Consider the following 20,714-nt stretch of genomic DNA (forward strand, 5'->3'; position numbering starts at 1 on the left):
GGGTTCGTCACTTCCGGCGGATAGGCTCGACGGGTGGCTGGTTTCGAATTGAATGAAGTTCCGCTGCTGTCCCGTTCCGGACTCGATCGAGCCGAGGAGTTGCGTTCGGACGAGCAGGCGTTGAAGCAGGGCTGGGCCACCGCTCGGCTGCTGCGGATGAACCGACGCGGACAGGTCCGGGTCGACGGGGCGACGGTGGTACTGGAGGCGGCGACCTCGCTGGCCGCCGAACCGGCCCCGGAGGCGGTGTTCCTCGGTGTCGACGACGGCCACATCTGGGCGGTGCGGGACAACGAGATCGACGGGCAGCTGATGGATCTGCGCGCGGTCGGCATGGGTCCGGTGGAACTCGACGACGCCACCCTCGGTGTGCTGACAACTGCTCTGGCACTGTTGAATTGGCACGATCGAGCCACCTTCAGCGCCGTCGACGGGTCGGCCACCACGGCGGCGAAGGGCGGCTGGTCGCGCTTCAACGAGGCCGGGCACGAGGAATTCCCGCGCATCGATCCGGCCGTGATCTGCCTCGTCCACGACGGCGGCGACCGGGTGCTGCTGGCTCGCCAACACACCTGGCCGGAGCGGATGTTCTCGATCCTGGCCGGGTTCGTGGAGGCGGGGGAGTCGCTGGAGCGGTGTGTGCAGCGGGAGATTCGCGAGGAGGTCGGCGTCGACGTCCGCGACATCCGATACCTGGGCAGCCAGCCGTGGCCGCTGCCGCGTTCGCTGATGCTCGGTTTCGCCGCAGTCGGCGACCCGGATCAGCCGCTGGTCTTCTCCGACGGCGAGATCACCGAGGCGCACTGGTTCACCCGCGACGAGGTGCGTGCGGCCCTGGCCGCGGGCGCGTGGGGCTCGGTCACAGGGAGCGCGGCTGCCAACGCAGATCAACATCGTCTACTGCTGCCTGGCTCCATCTCCATCGCCCGCACCATCGTCGAATCCTGGGCTGCGTGAGTTTTCGGCCTCGGCTTCGCCCCGGCGCTTCGCGGCGGCACCGTCAACCCGCAATCCCTCATCCTTCGGTTCGCGGCCCGGCTCGCCGATGAGCACTCGAAGCGCATGGGCGAAGCCCGAGTCTCGAGTGCTCATCGGCGAGCCTCAGGGGGCCGCGAACACGCCGGAGCGGAGCGTAGGCCAAAGACACCGGGATCAGGCGATGGCCGAGAGGGCTTGCTTGACCTGGACCAGGGTTGGGTTCGTGGCGGTGGAACCGTCGCTGTACTTCACGGTCGGCACCACGTGGTTGCCGTTGTTGACGCTGCCGACGAACTCGGCCGCAGCAGGGTCCTGTTCGATGTCGACCTTGGTGTAGGTGATGCCCGCCTCGTCGAGCTGCTTCTCGAGGCGGCGGCAGTAGCCGCACCAGGTCGTGGAGTACATGGTCAGATCGGTTCCAGTCACGGCTGATTCAACATCGTGCGGCCCGACGGTGTTCCCGGCGGGGTTGCGGCGACGAATAGTAAGCGCGCATACTATATTCATGACGCGTACAGCTCGGGACGATCGAACACAGTGGCAGCTCATACCCGATCCGGTGGGCACGAGCAGGTACTGGCTGGCCGTGGTCTCTCGCGACCACGTCCGTCGCGGCGTGGAACTCGGTGTCGCACAGGCCAATCACGGCAAACGCGCACCGGTCGAGCGGATGCGGCCCGGTGACGGCCTGGTGCACTACTCGCCGCGTACCGGGATGCGCGAGGGAGCGGTGATCAAGGCGTTCACCGCGCTCGGCGTGATCGAGGATCGCCCGGTCTGGCAGGCCGAGGACCAGGGTGGTTGCTTCCGGCCGTGGCGTCGGGCGGTGAGCTACGACACCGGAATCCGGGAGGTGCCGATCGATGCGTTGCGCGGGGAACTCGAACTGACCAGCGTCCCCAACTGGGGCGTCGTGCTCCGGCGCGGATTGGTCGAGCTCAGCGCACACGACTTCGGGGTGATCTCCAGGGCGATGATCGGCGCGTGAACGCACTGCACACCGAATTCGCCCGCGCGGACGACAGTCCGGGTCTGCTGCTGTGGCAGGTGACCAACCGCTGGCAGGCCGCCCAGCGTACGGCGCTGGCCCCGTTCGACCTCACCCATGTGCAGTTCGTGCTGCTGGCGGCGGTCACCTGGCTCACGGATACGGCCGCCGGTGAACCGGTCACCCAGCGGGACCTGGCCGAGCACGCGGCCACCGATCCGATGATGACCTCCCAGGTCCTGCGCACCTTGGAGCACAAGAAACTGGTCGAGCGCCGCGATCATCCCAGCGACCGACGCGCCAAGGCGTTGCTCCCCACCGCGGCGGGCACGGCGCTGGTGAACCGTGCCATTACCGCCGTGGAAGCCTGCGACCGGGACTTCTTCGACCGGCTCGGGGCCGACGCCGCCGATTTCGCCCGGAACCTGCGGCGGCTACGCGATCGATAGCCGCCCGCTCAGCTGTCGCTCGCGCACTTGGACCAGGTGTGGAACGGCCCGGCGACCTTGAAGTTCGTCTGCGCCGAGGAGATGGCCTTGGATTCGGCCTCCGACGTGGTGGAGCCCCAGGAACCGGCCCAGCCGTCGCGCGCGCCGACGGCGATCGCGACGCACCCGTTCTTCGCCCAGGTGGCCGGCTGGCAGCTGTTGCCGCATTGGGAGTTGGCGCGCGAGGTGGCGTCGTCGGACCCGACCGAACTCTTGGCCCACGAAACCTGGTGGGTGTCGGCGTTGTAGGTCGCGGCGATCCATTCGTCGGCGGGCTCGGGTTCGGTGGTGGTGGTCTCGGGCGCGGTGGTCGTCGTCTCGGTCTCCGACGACTCCGCCGACGTGGTGGTCGAGGTTCCGGTCGCGACGTTGTTGTCGCTGTGATGCGGGCGCAGCAGGAAGTACCCGCCGACGCCGACGACGATCAACGCGACCACGACCGCCGCGATGACCAGCGGAATGTTGGTGCCCCCGCCGCCACCGGATCCGGCCGGGCCGCCGGTCCCGTAGGGCGGAATCTGGCCGGGCGGAATCTGTCCCGGCGGATAGCCCTGCGTCGGCGGATACTGCTGCTCGGGGGAGTACTGCGCCTGCGGATACGCCGGACCGGACGGATACTGCCCCTGCGGATAACCCTGATCGCCCGCATAGGGCTGGGCCGGTCCGGTGTACGGCTGCTCGGGGGTGTACGGCTGCGGCGGTGCGGTGTACGGCTGCTGCTGACCCGAATACATCTGGGTGGCGTGATCGGCCGGATACGGAATTCCCGGTGCGGACTGGCCGATCGGCTGCGTCGGGTTGTGCGGTGCGGACTGGCCGATCTGCTGGGTCGGGTTGTCCGGCGAGGACTGCCCGGGAGGCGGGTACGGAGCACCCGGTGCGGGTTGGCCCGGCGCCTGATCCGGCGGTCCCGAGTAGTGGATCGTGGGCTTCGCCGCCTCTTCGTCGGGCTGACCCGGCTGGGGTGGCTGCGGGGGGTAACTCACCGGTCGACCGCCTTGGTGTCAATCACGAGGGAAAGGTGTTGCGCTGCTGTCGGTACCACCGCTGAACACCCCCGTCTGTACTCTCGAGCCCACATCGGCTCGTCACTGTAGCGCACGTCCGGCTGACCGTCGCATGCTCGATGAATGTAGTGTGCCACCAGCGAAATCGGCGTGCCATCGGATTTCGGAGCCGACGATACGATCGCGCAGGCAACTTCGGTGGCCGGGAGCACGGCGGCGGGCGGTACCCGGAGAATCTGTCGGACCGCGCTGTCATGATGGAGCCCGTGCCCGCTCTGCCCGCCTCGTCCGGCCACCCGCTCGACGGACTCGATCCCGAGCAGGCGGCCGCCGTCCGGGCGCCTCGCGGGCCGGTGTGTGTGCTGGCGGGTGCGGGTACCGGCAAGACCCGCACGATCACCCATCGCATCGCTCATCTCGTCTCGGCCGGGCACGTCCGGGCCGATCAGGTACTGGCCGTGACCTTCACCGCGCGCGCGGCCGGTGAACTGCGTGGGCGATTGCGCTCGCTGGGGCTGGGCGGTACGGCGAATACGGTGCAGGCCCGCACCTTTCACGCGGCGGCGCTGCGTCAGCTGCGGTACTTCTGGCCGCAGGTCGTCGGCGAGGTGCCGTGGCGGCTGGTGGACGGTAAGTTCCCGATCGTCGCGCAGGCGGCGAACCGGGTGGGACTGTCCACCGCGACCGAGAGCGTGCGCGATCTGCTCGGCGAAATCGAGTGGGCCAAAGCATCTTTGATCGCTCCCGAGGACTATGCCGCGGCCGCGGCCCGGCACCGGCGCGAGACGCCGTACGACCCGCAGCGGGTCGCCGAGGTCTACACCAGCTACGAATCGCTCAAGACCACGCCCGAGGGCATGCTGCTGGACTTCGACGATCTGCTGCTGCACACCGCGGCCGCACTCGAGGACTACGCCGCCGTGGCCGAGGAGTTCCGCGGTCGCTACCGGTGTTTCGTCGTCGACGAATATCAGGACGTCACGCCGCTGCAGCAGCGTGTGCTGGATGCCTGGCTGGGCGGTCGCGACGATCTGACCGTCGTCGGCGACGCGAATCAGACCATCTATTCCTTCACCGGCGCGAGTCCGGGGTATCTGCTGGACTTCTCGCGCCGCTTCCCGGAGGCGACGGTGGTCCGCCTCGAACGCGATTACCGGTCGACTCCGCAGGTGGTGGCGCTGGCGAACCGGGTGATCGGCGCGGCCCGCGGCCGGATCGCGGGCACCCGGCTGCAGCTGATCGGCCAGCGACCCGACGGCCCGGAACCGACCTTCGGTGAATACGAGCACGAACCCGCGGAGGCGCTCGGTGTCGCCAAGGCCATCGGGCGCCTGCTGAGCAAGGGCGTCCCGGCCGCGGAGATCGCCGTGCTGTACCGGATCAACGCGCAGTCCGAGGCCTATGAACAGGCACTGACCGAGGCAGGCATTCCGTATCAGGTGCGCGGGGGCGAGGGTTTCTTCCAGCGCGCGGAGGTCCGCCAGGCGGTACAGGCATTGCGCCAGAACGCATCTCGCGAAGATCTCCCCGACGCGCGCGGCCCGGAGTTGATCACGCTGGTGCGCGCGGCCCTGTCCCGGCTGGGCCTGACCGCCATCGAGCCCAGCGGTGCGCAGGCCCGCGAACGCTGGGCCTCGTTGAACGCGCTGGTCCGCCTCACCGAGGAACTCACCGAGGCCGATCCGGAACTGGCCCTGCCCGGCCTGCTGCGCGAACTCGCCGCCCGCGCCGAGGCCCGCCATCCACCGACGGTGCAGGGCGTCACCCTGGCCTCGCTGCACGCGGCCAAGGGACTGGAATGGGATGCGGTATTCCTGATCGGTCTGGCGGATGGCACCCTGCCGATCTCGCACGTGCTGGGTGACGGCGGCGCGGTCGCCGACGAGGCGGCGCTCGAGGAGGAGCGCCGGCTGCTCTATGTGGGCGTCACCCGCGCTCGCGAACATCTGCGCTTGACCTGGGCGCTGGCCCGCAGTGAGGGCGCACGCAGCTCGCGCCGGCGCAGCCGCTTCCTGAACGGCCTGGTCCCCGAGGATTCCCCGGCCTCACTGGTGGCTCGCCGCGCCGATCCCGGCGCCGAACGCACCAAGCGCCTGCCGGTCTGCCGGGTGTGCGGCCGCTCCCTGCTCGCCTCCCGCGACACCCTGCTCGGGCGGTGTGCGGGCTGCCCCGGCGAGGTGGATCCGGTGCTGCTGGCCGAGCTGCAGGACTGGCGGCGCGACAAGGCGCACGAGTTGGAGATCAAACCGTTCGCGGTGCTCAGCGTCAACATCCTGACCGCGATCGCGGAACAGTGGCCGACCACCGACGACGCACTGGCCGGGGTGCCGGGGATGGGACAGCAGCGTCGGGAGCAGTTCGGCCCGGAGTTGCTGGCGATCGTGCGCTCGCGGATGGCAGCGCGATAACCACCGACACAACCACATTCCGCGGGTGGCCGCATGCCCCCAAAACTGCAGGTGAAAAATGGGTTGTGCGGGTCTGTAAGACGCCCGTAGGGTGGATTGCAAGCAACGGGAGGACAATCCCCGCGCGCACAGTACATCGACGGACAACGATTCATGGAGGGAGGCAGACGAAATGAACGGAATCGCGAACACCATCGCCCCGATCGGCATTGCCGTGTCGGTGATTCCGGGTGCGTCCGTCTCCCGGGGGGTCCTCGCCATGCAGGGGACCGGGCATTCCGTTGCAAGCGTTTTCGGTGCCGAATTGCAAGCGCCGCAGCGTGAAATCAAAACGGACAAGCTCGAGCGGAGCTGGCGCCCGGCATTCACGAATGCCGGTGCCGACGCAGCCGATGCCGCACCCATGGCGGCCTATCTGCTGCAGGCATTCCACCTCCGCCAGGCCCACCCAGCGACCGTGATCAGGAGTCGACACCGAAGTCGACTCAGGTAGGGAAACTCTTCCCACAGCCTCTGGCCACGGATCGCACCAGCGAAACCGTGGCCATTGTTTTACCGGCTCTCAGCCACCGGCCCCGGTTTCGCGGGAGACAACGCAGTTGTCTTCCACCACCTATGACCGCTGCACGAGCTGAAGGAGCAAGACGTGTCCACCGCGACCGCATTTCGCGTGACATGCCGTACACCCGTGGCCCCGGCTACCCGTACTCGGGGGGTTTCCCTGAGCCTGCCCTGCCGGGTCGGCAACCCCGATCTCTGGTTCGCCGAGAGCCCCGCGCAACTGGAGGAGGCGAAGGCGCTGTGCGCTTCCTGCCCGATCCGTAAGGGCTGCTTGAGCGCTGCCCTGGATCGTGCTGAGCCCTGGGGGGTCTGGGGCGGCGAGATCTTCGACCAAGGTGTCGTGATCGCCCGCAAGCGGCCCCGTGGCCGCCCGCGCAAGGTCGCTCTGGCGTGAGCCGGACGACTTCCGGGGGACGGCACCGAGCCCCGCATCTCGACCGGAGATGCGGGGCTCGCCCTTATCCGGAGAAAGTCCGAATTATCAGCTGGCGGAACGGTGTTCGACGTAACCGGGCACCCAGTCCTGCATAAGCTTCATGAACGGGATCTCGGCGTCGAGTTGCGCGCAGATCCCGATGGATCCGGCCAGCACCCGGAACACCATCACATGCTCTGCCGGAAGTTGCAGGGCCATACCGGTTTTCATCTCCGGCCGGTTGATGTCGGTGGCCTTGCCCGCGACGCGCTGCATCCACTTGCGAGTGAAGTGGAAGGACTCGGTCTGGATGGGATCGGTGAACGGCCGCAGGTAATCGGAGATCTCCTGGTGAGTCACCGTGCGGCCCGGGATGACCCAGCCGTTGTCGTACATCAGCGCGGTCAGCTCGTCGAACCGCTCGTCCACCGCCATGGCCACCATCTGGCCCAGCAGCGCCGGGAATCCGTCGGGCAGCGGTGCGCACGCGCCGTAGTCGATCACCGACAGCCGGCCGTCCGGCAGCATCATGAAATTGCCCGGATGCGGATCGGCGTGCAGCAGACCGACGATCGCGGGGGAGGAGAAGTGGAATTCGCCCATCAGCGCGCCGACGGCGTTGCGCTCCTCGACGGTGCCCTCGGGATCCTCGGCTCCGCGCTTGATGATCGCGGAAACCGGTGTGGCATCGAGCCATTCGGTGACGATCACCTTCGGCGCGCTCGCCACCACCTTGGGCACCACGAATCGCGGATGGCCGTCGAACGCCTTGGCGAACTGACGTTGATTCGCGGCCTCGTGCCGGTAGTCGAGTTCTTCCTCGGTGCGCTCGGTGATCTCGGCGAGGATCGGTTTGACGTCGGCGCCGGGGATGACCGAACCCATCATTCCGGCCATCCGGTTGAGGGTTTTCAGATCCGCGCGCAGCGCCTCGTCGGCGCCCGGATACTGCACCTTCACCGCGACGATCCGGCCGTCGGACCACACCGCCCGGTGCACCTGGCCGATACTCGCCGACGCGGCCGGAGCGTCGTCGAACTCCTTGAAGCGCTGTCGCCACGCGGTGCCGAGCTGCTGGTCGAGCATGCGGTGCACGGCGTTGGCGGGCATCGGGGGCGCGGCCGCCTGCAGCCGGGTGAGCGCATCGCGGTAGTGCTCGCCGAACTCCTCCGGAACCGCGGCCTCCATCACCGAGAGCGCCTGTCCGAATTTCATTGCCCCGCCCTTGAGTTCCCCGAGGACGGAGAAAAGCTGCTCGGCGGCCTTCTGATTCAGCTCCGCGTTGATCTCCTGCTTGTCGCCCCCGGCGAGCTTGCGACCGAATCCCACGGCCGCGCGACCGGCGATGCCCAGCGGAATCTTGGCCAGCTTGGCATTACGGGAGGAGCGGCGGCTCACAATCTCAGACACAACCCCATCATTCCCGACCGACCGCGCGCCGTGCCATGAGAATTGGGTAAAAGACCTGCACGTGGCATGTGTCACAGTCGTTGTGGGCGGCCGGGAGACCGCTCGCGGCGAGTTCAACTGTGAGCGACGACACAATATGACCGGTCGCTCTCGGCGTGCTGTGAAGCGGTTACGCCCACCGGTCTCGTCACCGCGCACTCCCCGCGACGACGCCTCCGGTCCGGGTCTCGGCTTCAGTGGTTGTGGTCCTGACCACCGCTCCGGTCCCGGCCTCGGCCAATATTCGGCAGCCGCAGCCGGGGTGTATCGGCCAGTGACGTCGGGCGATGCGATGGGTGTCGGGATCCAATTCCAGTGTGGTGTTCAAAGTTCGGGGTGGGCGTTCGGTGGCGCATTCGACCACCGCCTCGAGATCACGCAGGACCAGTGCGGTGGTCGCGGTGATCGCGGCGGCGGAACCGTACCCGATCCGGCCCAGCAGCTGGGCGGCCAGATGCGGCCATTCCGGGTCGATATCGCCGCGGGTGAGATCCGCGCAGCGCAGGCAGCTGGTGCCGCCGGGCAGCACCAGCGGGCCGACGATGCCGCGGCCGTCGCGCATGCGCACCGGTAGGTGCGGAATCCGGTGCAGCACAAGGTCGTTCACCAGGATCGGATCGGGGACGAGGGTGTCGGCCAGAACCACCACGTCGGCGGACCAGTTCGACGCCGTGGCGGCTGTGGGATATTCGCGCGAGCGGGTCGGGCGCAGGCCGAGGCGGCGCACGCCCGTGGCGACGGCCTCGGACAGCGGCCCGCGACCGTGCACATGGATTCGGTGTACCTGCGCGGGCCGCGATCGCGGGTGGACGAGCAGTCCGGCGGCATCGAGTTCGGCCAGCATCCGCAGGGTTTCCTCGACGCCGATGCCCAAACCGTCGGCCTGCCAGACGATGTGCGGATGGCTGCGCAGCCCGTCCAGCATCCGCAGGAACTCCGCCACGGTGTCGGCGGCGACACCCGCGGGCTCGAGTACCACGGCATGTTCGGGATCCCAGCCCAACTGCACCGTCCCCGACGGACGCCGCAGCACCGTCACCCGCGAATGCAACATCGGCCCACGAGGGCGAAAGACGTTCATGCGCATCAGTGTCGCGGCGAGGGCCGCCGCCGGGACCACGAAAACCCCTGGTTATCCACAGAATCGACCACTGATCCACAGGACATTCACCCAGGACGACCCCGTGTCCCCGCCCCGCTCACCCCTGTCCTGCGCGTTCCGGGTCCGTTGCGATATCCCCAGGAACCCAAAGTTTTTCACCACCCTCTCGAATACCCTGAAATGACGGCTTCGACCGATTCGATTCATCCCCAGCGTCTCCCCGGTCACTGACGGGAAGTGGCACACCGCCGATCCGCTGGCGTCCCGCGATGGCAACACCATTCCGCGTGCCGAGTGAATCACGTCACATACGCGTCATCGGGTGTGATCGGTCGCCGGGCCGGTGCCGGTGGGGTGTTCGGTGCGATGTGCCCGCTAGGCTCGGTCGCCGTGCCCGCGGACCGACTCACTCGCCGATCGCTGATCCTCGGGGCAGGTGCGCTGGCCTTGGCGGCGGCCTGTTCGACCGGGCATTCTGATTCGATGCCGCACGATACCGTCCGCACCGCACTCGGGCCGGTGCGCGGCGTCCGCCGACCGACCGGATTCGCCTTCCTGGGGATTCCGTACGCTCAGCCGCCGGTGGGGGAGCTGCGGTTCGCCGCGCCGGTCCCGCCCGCGCCGTGGACCGAGGTCCGGGACTGCACGGCCTACGGGCCCACCGCGCAGCTGCACCCGGTCGCGGCGGTGACCACGATTCCCGAGCCGAGTATCGCGGGCGCGGACTACCTGAGCCTGAACGTTTTCACACCGGATCCGTCGCCGGGCGCGAAACTTCCTGTGCTGGTGTGGATTCACGGTGGTGGTTTCGTCGGCGGCTCCCCGGCCAGCCCCTGGTACGACGGTTCGGCGTTCAACCGCGACGGCGTGGTGCTGGTCTCGCTCGGCTACCGGCTGGGCATCGAGGGGTTCCTGCACGTCGACGGCGCACCCGACAACCGCGCGGTCCTGGACTGGGTCGCCGGGCTGACCTGGGTGCGGGACAATATCGCCGCATTCGGTGGTGACCCGGCGAAGGTGACCGTGGCCGGGCAGTCCGCGGGCGGTGGTGCGGTGTGGGCGCTCATGGCCGCACCCGCCGCGCGCTCGCTGTTCCGCGCCGGAATATGTCAGTCCGGCGTGGTCGGCCAGCCCGCCGATCGGGCTACCGCCGCCGCGGGCGCCGCGGTGTTCACCAAGCGGACCGGTGTGCCCGCAACCGTTGCGGCACTGCGGGATCTGTCCCGGGACCGGTTGCACAAACTTCAGAACATGGTGCCCAAGCCGGGGCCCGGCAACACGAATCCCGCTGTGCTGCACCTCGCCCCGGTCGCCGACGACGAACTCATCCCCGAATCCTGTGCGCAGCTGCTGGTTTCGGGTAACAGCGCCGATATTCCGCTGCTACTGGGATTCACCCGGCACGAATTCACCATGGGCTCGGCGAAGGTGACCGATGCCACCGCCCCTGCCGCGCTGGCCCGGATGCGGATCGATGCGATCGCCGAGAAGGGTTATCGCGCAGCCTATCCCAGCTCCACCGCCGCGCAGCTGGTCGGGCAGATCGTCAGTGATCTGGCCATCCGGGGCCCGTCGTACCGGCTCGCCGAGGATCACGCCCGACGTGGTCGGCCCACCTGGCTGTACGAATTCGACCGGACGTCAACGGCTTCCGGCGGATATCACGGGCTCGCCGCACACTGCCTGGACATCCCGTTCGCGTTCGACCTGCTGGAGGCGAAGGGCGTCACCGACGTCGAGGGCGACAACCCGCCGCAGGCCCTGGCCACCCGAATGCACGCGGCCTGGGTATCATTCGTGCGCGACGGCGATCCGGGACCGGACTGGCCCCGTTACACCCCGAGCACCCGGCAGGCGATGATCTGGAACGACGCGTCGTACGTGGCAGCGGACCCGTTCGCCGCGCAACGGCCACTGTGGACGCGCTGAACTACTTCTCGGTGCCGTCCGAACCCTTCTCGGGCTCGCCGGACCTGCCCTCGCGCTCCTGACGCTCGCGCTCCTCGGTCTCGGCGAGCTGGGCGAGCGGATCGTCGAACTCGCCTGTGCCACCACCGATCACGCCGTCGATGAAACCGGCCGGATTGTCGAGATCCGTCGAGCTGGGCAGCAGGTCGGGGTGGGCCCAGATCGCGTCGCGGGCCTGCATCCCGGCGTCGGTGGTCAGCCGCCGCCACAGTTCGGCCGCCTCGCGCAGCTTGCGCGGGCGCAGCTCCAGACCGACCAGGGTCGCGAAGGTCTGTTCGGCCGGGCCGCCGGTCGCGCGACGACGACGCAGGGTTTCGGCCAGCGCGCCCGCACCGGGCAGGCGATCGCCGACCGCCTCGGCGACGACGACCTGAACCCAACCCTCGATCAGCGCGAGCATCGTCTCCAGACGTTCGAGCGCGGCCTTCTGTTCGGGCGTGGCCTGCGGCTCGAATGTGCCCTGCGAGAGCAGTTCCTCGAGTTTGGACGGATCGGCCAGCATCATCGGATCGATCCCCTGCGCGGCCTCCTCGATGGCCGAGAAGTCCATCCGGATGCCGCGTGCGTAGTCCTCGACCGCGCCGAGCACCTGCTGGCGCAGCCACGGCACATGGGCGAACAACCGCTGATGGGCGGCCTCGCGGGCAGCCAGATAGACCAGGATCTCGCTCTCGGGACGCTCCAGTCCCTTGCTGAATTCGGTGATCGCCGCGGGCAGCAGTGCCGCGGTGCCGTCCGGACCCAGCGGCAGGCCGATATCGGTGGAGGTCAGCACCTCCCCGGCGAGCTGGCCGAGAGCCTGACCGAGCTGCGAGCCGAACGCCAGCCCGCCCATCTGTCCCAGCATGCCGAGCATCGGACCGGCGAACTCGCGCGCCTCCTGCGGCATCGTCGTGGTCCACATGCCCGAGACCTGCTCGGCCACCGGATCACACAGCCGCTTCCAGGTCGGCAGCGTCTCCTCGATCCAGTCGTTGGCGGTCCAGGCCACCGTCCGGGTCGCACCGGCCGGGAACGTGGTCGCCGCGTCGAGCCACAGCTCGGCCAGATGTGCGGCATCGTTGACCGCGCTCTGCGAGCCCGCGGACACCGGCGGCACACTCGCGCCGAGTTGCTGGCGGGCCAGGCGCTTGGCGATGTCGTAGTTCACCGGGCCGTCCTGCGGCGAGCCGGGCTGGCCCATATTGGAGAACATCTGACCCAGCGAGGTCAGCATCTGCCCGAGCTGCGACGGATCGAATGCCGCGCCCGAACCGCCCATGGCGAATTCGAACGGATTGTTCGCCCCGGCGCCGCCATGCTCGTCGCCGCGTTTGCGGTCGTCGTCGTCATCGCGGTTCGAGAATCCGAAGGGCACGTCGCTCATGCCCCCAAGGCTACGCGGGTGCCGGAACCGGAGCCGCTACTGTGGGCCGGGTGAATCGTCGGATCCTCACCCTGTTGGCCGCCCTGATACCCGTCCTGGTTCTCGGTATCGTCGGCAGCGCCGTGACGGTGCCCTTCGTCGCACTCGGCCCTGGTCCCACCTTCAATACGCTCGGCGTGGTGGAGGGTAAACAGGTCGTCGACGTGCGGGGCGCGACGGTGAATCCGACCGCCGGAAATCTCAATATGACAACGGTGTCCGTTCGCGACGGGCTGAATATCTTCGAGGCGTTCGGGTTGTGGGCGGACGGAAACTACGGTCTGGTGCCGCGTGCGGAGGTCTATCCGCCGGGCGTGCCGCGTGATCAAGTCGACAAGTCCAATCAGCAGGATTTCAAGAATTCCGAGGACAACGCGGAACTGGCCGCATTGCACTTCCTGAAGTATCCGACCGATGTGCAGGTCGGCGGCATCGCCGACAACGGCCCGGCCAAGGGAGTGTTGAACGTCGGCGATCAGATCGTGAGCGTCGGCGGCAAACCGGTCGCCAATTCCGCGGATGTGGTGAGCGCGGTCCAGGGCGCCAAGCCCGGCGCGGTGGTGCCGATCGTGGTGCGCCGCGGCGGAGCCGAGCAGACCGTCGAGGTGAAACTCGCCGCGCGCCCGGACGATTCGGCCAAGGGCTATCTCGGCGTGACGCCCACCGAGGTCGCCCAGGGCCCGATCCAGGTCGACTTCAATCTGGCCGACATCGGCGGTCCGTCCGCCGGGCTGATGTTCAGCCTCGGTCTGGTGGACAAGCTCAGCACCGGAAAACTCAACGGCGGCAAGTTCATCGCGGGCACCGGCACCATCGAGCCGGACGGCAAGGTCGGCCCGATCGGTGGCATCCAGTACAAGATGATCGCCGCCCACGACGCGGGCGCGCAGACCTTCCTGGTCCCCGCCGACAACTGCAACGAGGCCCGTCAGCGCACCCCGAAGGGCCTGCAACTGATCAAGGTCGACACCCTCACCACCGCCGTCACCGCCCTCGACGACCTGAACGCCGGAAAGCCCACCCCCAGCTGCAGCTGAGGGGGCCGAAATACTCCGCTAGTTCTCGTTCTCGAGGGTGTGGGCCAGGGCCTCGATGATGTTGGGGGCCAGGTTGGGGGCGGTGCGCAGGTCGAGGTCGGTGCCGAAGGGGTCGTCCTCGTCGTCCTCGTCGGGGCGGACCTGCAGCAGGCACAGTGAGACGCCCTCGCGCAGGACGCCTGCGTACAGGCGGGCGTCGCGGCGGCCCGGGTGGGTGATGGCGGCGTCGCGGCCGGCGCGGTCGGCGGCGTCGCGGTCTGCGAGCAGCGGGGCGATGGCGTCGTCCAGGGTCTGTTCGGCGTCGGGGGGCAGCACCACGATCTGCTGGACCAGCACGCACCCGCGCACGGCCTCGGGCCAACTGGTGGTGGCCAGGAATTCGTCCAGGGCCAGCTCACCGGTCACGTCGTCGGGAAGTGGTTCCTGCGCAATGGGAGTCAGCTCCGCGCCGTCGTCGAGCTGATCCTGCAGGGCCGGTTCGGCGGCCACCAGATCCGCGGTCGGCACCAGTGCGAACATCTGCGGCGGCCGGTCCCACCCCTCGGCATCGGCGAACTCCGCCACTTCGCGAATGCAGCGGTAGAGGGCGGAGGCCGGGTTGTCTACGGTCACGCGCGGTGAGTCTAGGGGGATCGAAGCGTCGCGCACTCGTCGGCCCCGCTCGCTCGCGCACACCTCGCACCAGCACACGCACCCACTTCCTTAGGGAGTTCGGTGCACGTGATCAGGATTTACGTAGAGTGGGGCCCGAATGGTCCGTAAAGGACCACCCCCAACGCAAGCAACTGCGGTGCGCCGGTCACGAACTCGGACCGGCGTGCCGCCGGACCTGGGAGAGTGGCATCGTGGGCATGCGCCCCCCGACAGGCTTACCTTCGCTGTCTCGCCGCAGCCGTGTGCTGCTGGTGACAGCCCTCGTCATAGCAGCACTGCTGCTGGTCGGGCCGCGGCTGACCGACGCCTATACCAACTGGTTGTGGTTCGGTGAAGTCGGTTTCCGCAAGGTGTACACCACCGTGCTGTTCACCCGGATCGTGTTGTTCGTGGTGGTGACCCTGGTGGTCGGCCTGATCATCTGGCTGGCGCTGCTGGGGGCCTACCGGGCGCGGCCGGTGTTCGTCCCGGTCGCGGGTCCCAACGATCCGATCGCGCGGTACCGCACGACGGTGATGGGCCGGTTGCGGCTGTTCGGCATCGGCCTGCCGCTGCTGGTGGGCCTGCTGTGCGGCCTGGTGGCGCAGTCGAGCTGGGTGACGGTGCAGCTGTTCCTGCACGGCGGGGCGTTCGGCATCAAGGACCCGCAGTTCCACCTGGACGTCAGTTTCTACGCGTTCAATCTGCCCTTCTACAAGATGTTGCTGAACTGGCTGTTCGTCGCCACTGTGATCGCGTTCTTCGCGAATCTGGTGACGCACTACGTGTTCGGCGGTCTGCGCCTGGCCGGGCGCGAAGGCACGCTGACCCGTCCGGCGCGTATCCAGCTGGCGGTCATCGCGGGAATCTTCGTGCTGCTCAAGGCGATCGCCTACTGGTTCGACCGGTATTCGCTGCTGTCGAGCACTCGCAAGGAGCCCACGTTCACCGGTGGCTCGTACACCGATATCAACGCGGTGCTGCCCGCGAAACTGATTCTGCTGTCCATCGCGATCATCTGCGCGCTGGCCTTCTTCGCCGGAGTCGTGTTGCGGGACTTGCGCGTTCCGGCGATGGCCGCGGCGCTGCTGGTGCTGTCCTCGATTCTGGTCGGCGCGGTGTGGCCGTTGATCGTGGAGCAGTTCGAGGTGCGCCCGAACGCGGCCACCAAGGAGTCCACCTACATCGAGCGCAATATCCAGGCCACCCGGCACGCGTACGGTCTGGACGGCGACAAGGTGCAGTACGTCGACTACTCGGGTAACCAGACCAAGGATCCGACCAGCATCCCGGCCGATCAGCAGACCATCTCGAACATCCGGCTGCTGGATCCGAATCTGCTGACCCAGACGTTCATCCAGAAGCAGCAGTTGCAGAACTTCTACGGCTTCCCGGATCCGCTCGACATCGACCGCTACACGATCGACGGCCAGGTCCAGGACTATATCGTCGCCGCGCGAGAGTTGGTGCCGCAGAACCTGTCCGGCAACCAGACCGACTGGATCAACAAGCACACCGTCTACACCCACGGTGACGGATTCGTCGCCTCCCCGGCCAACCGCGTCAACGTCGCGCCGCCGAAGGAGACCTCGCAGGCGGCCACGGGCGTGGCCAACGGGACCAATACGAGTTCGGGCACCTACGGCTACCCGGTGTTCAACGTCGGTGACAAGTCGACCGTCAGCGATCTGTTCTCGCAGAAGGACAAGGAAGCGATCCAGGTCGATCAGCCGCGGATCTACTACGGCGAGATGATCGCCAAATCCGACGACGACTACGCCATCGTCGGTGGCAACGACCAGCCGTCGCGTGAATACGACACCGGCACAAAGCAATTCACCTACGACGGCAAGGGCGGCGTGCCGATCGGCAACTGGTTCAACCGGCTGGCCTTCGCCGCCAAGTACGCCCAGCGCAACATCCTGTTCTCCGGCGCGATCGGCTCGGATTCGAAGATCATCTACAACCGCGATCCCCGCGACCGCGTGCAGCAGGTGGCGCCGTGGCTGACCACCGACAACGACGTCTATCCGGCGGTGGTCGGCGGCCGCATCCAGTGGGTCGTCGACGCCTACACCACCCTGGACAACTACCCCTACGCCCAGCACTCCTCGCTGGACGGGCTGACCCAGGACAGCATCGACCAGAACACCGGGCGGGTGCTGCCCCGCAAGGAGGTCAGCTACATCCGCAACTCGGTCAAGGCGACCGTCGACGCCTACGACGGCACGGTCAATCTCTACGCCGTCGATCCGACCGATCCGGTGCTCGAGGCCTGGGAGGGCGTGTTCCCGGGCACCGTGAAACCGGCCAGTGCGATCACCCCGGAGCTGCGCTCGCACTTCCGCTACCCCGAGGATCTGTTCAAGGTGCAGCGGGACATGCTGGGCCGCTACCACGTGGACGACCCGCGCGAGTTCTTCACCAACAACGCGTTCTGGTCGGTGCCCAGCGATCCGACCTCGGACACGCCGACCAGTGCCAATCAGCCGCCGTACTACGTCCTCAAGGGCAATCCGGCCACCGGGCAGGCGTCCTTCGATCTGACCAGCGCGATGGTCGGTTACAAGCGTCAGTTCCTGGCCGCGTACATCTCGGTGAGTTCGGATCCGGCCGACTACGGCAAGTTCACGGTGTTGCAGCTACCGACCGATTCGCAGACCCAGGGTCCGCAACAGGTGCAGACGTCGATGACGACGGATGCGCGCGTATCCAATGAGCGAACGACTCTGACCGGCGGTAATACCAACAAGATCAGATACGGAAATCTGCTGACCCTACCCATCGGGAACGGCGGAATTCTGTACGTGGAGCCTTGGTATCTGGAACGCAACAGTGCCAGTGCGGCATCGTTCCCGCAGCTGGTGAAGGTGCTGGCCAGTTACGGTGGCAACGTGGGTTACGAGGCCACGCTCGGCGACGCGCTCAACAGCATGCAGCCCGGCTTGGGTGCGGCCGCGACCCAGCAGCCGGGGCAGGCCGCGACGAGTACGTCGCCGAATCAGAGCACGCCGAATCAGGGGGCGACCCAGCCTCCGCCCGTGATCCCGCCGACCGGTTCCTCGGCCGCGCGCGATACCGCGGTCCAGGAACTCAACACGGCGCTGAAAAATGTGCAGGACGCCCAGAAGTCCGGTGATCTCGGCAAGCTCGGTTCGGCCTTCCAGGATCTGCAGAAGGCCATCGACGACTACAACAAGTCCGGCGGCTAGTCCGCCCGGCTCGCAATACGCGAACGGCGTCGCCATCACAATGATGGCGACGCCGTTCGAGTCTCCGGTATGGGGAGTCTTTCGCCGGATCAGCGACCCAGGGACTGGATCAGCCCGCTGTTCTGCTGCAGCACCTGCTGGTACTGCGCATCGAAGCCGAGCTTCTTGGCGACCTGGGAGGCGGTGTCCTGGGCCTGGGCGATCATGGCCTCGCGGCTGCCTGGGGCCGGTGCAGCGGGAGCGGCCGGGGCCGGGGCGGGGGCGGGCTTGGGAGCCGCGGCCTCGGGCGAGCTGGTGGCGCCCCAGCGCAGGTACTTGCCGCAGACGGGCCAGGCGCCCGCGCCCTGGGTGTTGAGCACGTTCTCCGCGACGCGGACCTGCTCCTCCTTGCTGGCCTGGCTCGCCATGCCGTCGCCACCGTTCGCCCGCCAGGTGCTCTGCGTGAACTGCAGACCGCCGTAGTAGCCGTTACCGGTATTTGTGTGCCAGTTCCCGCCGCTCTCACATTGCGCGACGCCGTCCCAGTCGTGGGTCGGCGCGGCCGAGGCGGTACCGGCGATTCCGAACGGGACGGCAACAAGGGCGCCGGTCACGGCGGCGAGGCCGAGGGCGCGACTGCTGATCTTCCGGTTCTTGTTCATGTGGTTGTCCCTCCCCGTGCCCGCCGACACGGCGATTTACGCCGAGTCCCTGCCCCCAGGTGGTCGGGGTTTCCCGTACCGCGGGGCAGGGTTGCCGGTGGCAGCGGTTCGGATGGGTGCCCGTCACGGTGTCGATCCGGGTCGTCGACGACCATAACGAACAAATTTCAGCAGATCACGTCTTGATAACGTACGGAATTGCATGAAGCGAATAACTGAAAAATCGCTGTCCATGCAGGTCGGCAATGCCATAATGGTAAATTCTGGTCGGTCTGTTATTTGTCTATTATGTGGCGCTAATCACCGCCAATTTGTGCCATGGATCACGTTATTTTCCTATTGCATTGGAGACGCACGCGTGCGTGCGCGAAGTAACAGCCACCACGTACCCCTGCATCCGTTGGGATGTGATGACAGTCACATGGGAGCGGGAGAGTCAAGATCATCCAAATCGCTCGTTCTGTACCCCGAAAACCCTTATCGACCAGGCGATTTGCGATCGCGAACCACCCGTGTGTAATGTTGTGTTCACCGACGCGGGGTGGAGCAGCTCGGTAGCTCGCTGGGCTCATAACCCAGAGGTCGCAGGTTCAAATCCTGTCCCCGCTACTAGCGAAGCGGCCCGGAACCATCAGGTTCCGGGCCGTTTTTCTTTTCCGGCATCGTGCGCCGCGCGCAGGAGCGTGATGCCCACTTCGCCCGCACGTGCCCATCGGCGTAGATGCGTCGGATTCAACCGCCGCTCAGCGGCTCACCTTCGCCATGTCACCGCCATCGCCGCATCCTCATCACATCGCGGCCCGTCGAGGGCTGTGCAGTGCAGTCCTCGCCCTCGGCAGATGAACTCGCGCTTCAGAACTCGCTGTTGCCCTTCGCGGACGAGATCATTAGATTGAACCAGCGAGTTCAAATATGGAAGTTCGGTCTGCTGCTGAACAACGCGTACCGACCGCTCAGGGGGTATTTCGTCATGTCCGAACCGATCACCGCGGAGGATCGCGCACCCGACACGCCGTACCGATGGCGGTGGGTGGCGATGATCATCCTCGTACTGGGTTTCATGCTGGATCTGCTCAACGTCACGGTCGTCAACGTCGGTCTTCCCGCGATTCAGGCCGGTCTCGGCGCGACGTCCGCGCAGGTCGGTTGGATTGCGACGCCGTACCTGCTCGCCTTCGCCGCGACCATGATCACCTCCGCGCGGTTGGGTGACCTGTTCGGGCGCAAGCGTGTATTCCTCACGGGGCTGGGCGGTTTCGCCGCTGCCGGGGCCTGGTCCGCACTTGCGCAGAGTCCCGGGGAGTTGATCGCCGCCCGTGCCACGCAGGGGGTGGCGGCCGCGATCGTGGCGCCGCAGGTGCTCGCGAGTCTGTTCGTGCTGTTTCGTGGGCCCGAACGCGCGACCGTCCTCGGCGTTTTCGGTGTGGTCGCGGGATTCGCTCAGGCCGGTGGTCTCGTGCTGGGTGGCGTGCTGGTCACCGCCGACGTCGGCGGGTCGGGGTGGCGGGCGGTGTTCTGGGTGACGGTGCCGGTCGCGGTGGTCCTGCTCGTCCTCGGTCTCCGGCTGATCCCGGAGAACCGCGCCGAGGATGCGCAGCGGCCACGCTGGCCGGCCGCCACCGGGCTGACCGCGGGTATGGTGGCGATCGTCTTTCCGCTGCTGGAAGGGCATTCGTATCACTGGGCGGTGTGGATCTGGCTGCTGTTCCTCGCGGGCGTCGCCTCGGTCGCGCTGGTCGTCGTCGCCGAACATCGCCGCGCGGATCTTCGCGACGGCGCCCTGCTGCCGTGGGAGTTGCTTCGGGAACGCAACAACGGTGTCGCCCTGATCGTGCAGCTGGTGGCCTTTGCTGCCTTCAGTGGATTCCAGTTGGTGTTCGTGCTCTGGATGCAGGACGGTCGGCACTACTCCGCGCTGCGGGCCGGGGTGGTGACCGTGGCGTTCTCCCTCGGTGCGCTGGCCATCGCCCCGCTCGTCGGACGGCTCACCGTACGATTCGGCCGCGTCACCGTCGTGACCGGAACGCTGCTGGGCGCGATCGGCGCCCTCGCGGTACTCGCCGTATCCCACACTGCCGCAACCGAAATCGGTCCATGGTTGCTCGTTCCAGGCTTGTTCGTAATCGGTGTCGGCATCAATCTCGTCCAGCCGCCCCTGACAACCCTGTTCCTCAGTACTGTGCCCCAGCGCTACGCGGGCTCGGCCTCGGGCCTGTGGACCACCGCCCAACAGTTCGGCGGCGCGATCGGAGTCGCCACCCTCAGCAGCGTGTTCTTCGCCACCGTCGATTACGAAACCGGTTTCACCGCAGCCACATTGGCCGTCATCGTCGCACTGGCGGCAGCGGCCGCGCTGTGCTTCGCTCTGCCCTCCCACAATCCCGCCAGACGGTGAAGCCGAAGCGGAGTTTGCCGGTACCGA

General features: G+C 67.4%; 17 protein-coding genes and 1 tRNA gene. 11 read left to right on the forward strand and 7 right to left on the reverse strand.

The annotated features are described in order from the left end of the window. The first annotated feature begins 33 nt into the window (after window positions 1-33). The gene (gene nudC / locus K7711_RS41500) at window positions 34-957 is read left to right on the forward strand and encodes an NAD(+) diphosphatase (protein ID WP_222977624.1); all 924 of its coding nucleotides are present in this window, start codon (window positions 34-36) and stop codon (window positions 955-957) included. Window positions 958-1,152: 195 nt separating this feature from the next. On the opposite strand, the gene K7711_RS41505 is transcribed toward nudC, so the two are convergent. Then, on the reverse strand, window positions 1,153-1,404 hold the full coding sequence (locus tag K7711_RS41505) for a mycoredoxin (RefSeq protein WP_040827175.1): 252 nt from the start codon (window positions 1,402-1,404) through the stop codon (window positions 1,153-1,155). Window positions 1,405-1,483: 79 nt separating this feature from the next. Here K7711_RS41505 and K7711_RS41510 point away from each other — a divergent pair, with 79 nt between their 5' ends. Next, window positions 1,484-1,966, forward strand: a complete 483-nt coding sequence (locus K7711_RS41510; RefSeq protein ID WP_222977626.1) for an EVE domain-containing protein — start codon at window positions 1,484-1,486, stop codon at window positions 1,964-1,966. Beyond that, on the forward strand, window positions 1,963-2,415 hold the full coding sequence (locus K7711_RS41515) for a MarR family winged helix-turn-helix transcriptional regulator (RefSeq protein WP_222977628.1): 453 nt from the start codon (window positions 1,963-1,965) through the stop codon (window positions 2,413-2,415). The genes K7711_RS41510 and K7711_RS41515 overlap by 4 nt, the downstream gene beginning before the upstream one ends. A gap of 8 nt (window positions 2,416-2,423) precedes the next feature. Here the strand turns inward: K7711_RS41515 and K7711_RS41520 are convergent, their stop codons facing one another. Continuing rightward, on the reverse strand, window positions 2,424-3,440 hold the full coding sequence (locus K7711_RS41520; protein ID WP_222977630.1) for a DUF4189 domain-containing protein: 1,017 nt from the start codon (window positions 3,438-3,440) through the stop codon (window positions 2,424-2,426). Between the two features lie 278 nt (window positions 3,441-3,718). Between K7711_RS41520 and K7711_RS41525 the strand changes: the two genes are divergently transcribed. From K7711_RS41525 to K7711_RS41535, 3 genes are all read left to right on the forward strand, one after another. Beyond that, window positions 3,719-5,869 carry an ATP-dependent DNA helicase UvrD2 gene (locus K7711_RS41525; RefSeq protein ID WP_235748638.1) on the forward strand — a complete coding sequence of 717 codons (2,151 nt, stop codon included), beginning with the start codon at window positions 3,719-3,721 and terminating at the stop codon, window positions 5,867-5,869. A 172-nt stretch (window positions 5,870-6,041) separates the two neighbouring features. Then, on the forward strand, window positions 6,042-6,362 hold the full coding sequence (locus K7711_RS41530; RefSeq protein WP_222977635.1) for a hypothetical protein: 321 nt from the start codon (window positions 6,042-6,044) through the stop codon (window positions 6,360-6,362). Window positions 6,363-6,539: 177 nt separating this feature from the next. Beyond that, entirely contained in the window at window positions 6,540-6,824 is a 285-nt protein-coding gene (locus K7711_RS41535) for a WhiB family transcriptional regulator (protein ID WP_051193573.1), read from the forward strand. An 87-nt stretch (window positions 6,825-6,911) separates the two neighbouring features. Here K7711_RS41535 and K7711_RS41540 read toward each other — a convergent pair whose 3' ends face one another. Next, on the reverse strand, window positions 6,912-8,255 hold the full coding sequence (locus K7711_RS41540; RefSeq protein ID WP_222977637.1) for an ABC1 kinase family protein: 1,344 nt from the start codon (window positions 8,253-8,255) through the stop codon (window positions 6,912-6,914). 187 nt (window positions 8,256-8,442) lie between these two features. After that, window positions 8,443-9,375 (reverse strand): hypothetical protein, encoded by a 933-nt coding sequence (locus K7711_RS41545; RefSeq protein WP_235748613.1) that lies wholly within the window; start codon window positions 9,373-9,375, stop codon window positions 8,443-8,445. A gap of 411 nt (window positions 9,376-9,786) precedes the next feature. Between K7711_RS41545 and K7711_RS41550 the strand changes: the two genes are divergently transcribed. Then, window positions 9,787-11,325, forward strand: coding sequence for a carboxylesterase/lipase family protein (locus K7711_RS41550; RefSeq protein ID WP_222977638.1), 1,539 nt, complete (start codon window positions 9,787-9,789; stop codon window positions 11,323-11,325). Between the two features lies 1 nt (window position 11,326). Here K7711_RS41550 and K7711_RS41555 read toward each other — a convergent pair whose 3' ends face one another. Then, window positions 11,327-12,730 (reverse strand): zinc-dependent metalloprotease, encoded by a 1,404-nt coding sequence (locus K7711_RS41555; RefSeq protein WP_222977639.1) that lies wholly within the window; start codon window positions 12,728-12,730, stop codon window positions 11,327-11,329. Window positions 12,731-12,780: 50 nt separating this feature from the next. On the opposite strand from K7711_RS41555, the gene K7711_RS41560 reads away from it, so the two are divergent. Next, on the forward strand, window positions 12,781-13,806 hold the full coding sequence (locus K7711_RS41560) for a YlbL family protein (RefSeq protein WP_222977641.1): 1,026 nt from the start codon (window positions 12,781-12,783) through the stop codon (window positions 13,804-13,806). Between the two features lie 18 nt (window positions 13,807-13,824). Here the strand turns inward: K7711_RS41560 and K7711_RS41565 are convergent, their stop codons facing one another. Continuing rightward, window positions 13,825-14,418, reverse strand: a complete 594-nt coding sequence (locus K7711_RS41565) for a PPA1309 family protein (RefSeq protein WP_222977643.1) — start codon at window positions 14,416-14,418, stop codon at window positions 13,825-13,827. A gap of 233 nt (window positions 14,419-14,651) precedes the next feature. Between K7711_RS41565 and K7711_RS41570 the strand changes: the two genes are divergently transcribed. Then, window positions 14,652-17,651, forward strand: a complete 3,000-nt coding sequence (locus K7711_RS41570; protein ID WP_222977645.1) for a UPF0182 family protein — start codon at window positions 14,652-14,654, stop codon at window positions 17,649-17,651. Window positions 17,652-17,740: 89 nt separating this feature from the next. Here K7711_RS41570 and K7711_RS41575 read toward each other — a convergent pair whose 3' ends face one another. Then, on the reverse strand, window positions 17,741-18,292 hold the full coding sequence (locus K7711_RS41575) for a transglycosylase family protein (RefSeq protein ID WP_235748615.1): 552 nt from the start codon (window positions 18,290-18,292) through the stop codon (window positions 17,741-17,743). A gap of 535 nt (window positions 18,293-18,827) precedes the next feature. Here K7711_RS41575 and K7711_RS41580 point away from each other — a divergent pair. After that, window positions 18,828-18,901 (forward strand) — tRNA-Met (locus tag K7711_RS41580). A 361-nt stretch (window positions 18,902-19,262) separates the two neighbouring features. Then, window positions 19,263-20,687, forward strand: coding sequence for an MFS transporter (locus K7711_RS41585; protein WP_222977647.1), 1,425 nt, complete (start codon window positions 19,263-19,265; stop codon window positions 20,685-20,687). Window positions 20,688-20,714: the final 27 nt, after the last annotated feature.

The organism is Nocardia coffeae, assembly GCF_019890715.1.
In the GTDB taxonomy this organism is placed as follows: domain Bacteria; phylum Actinomycetota; class Actinomycetes; order Mycobacteriales; family Mycobacteriaceae; genus Nocardia; species Nocardia jiangxiensis.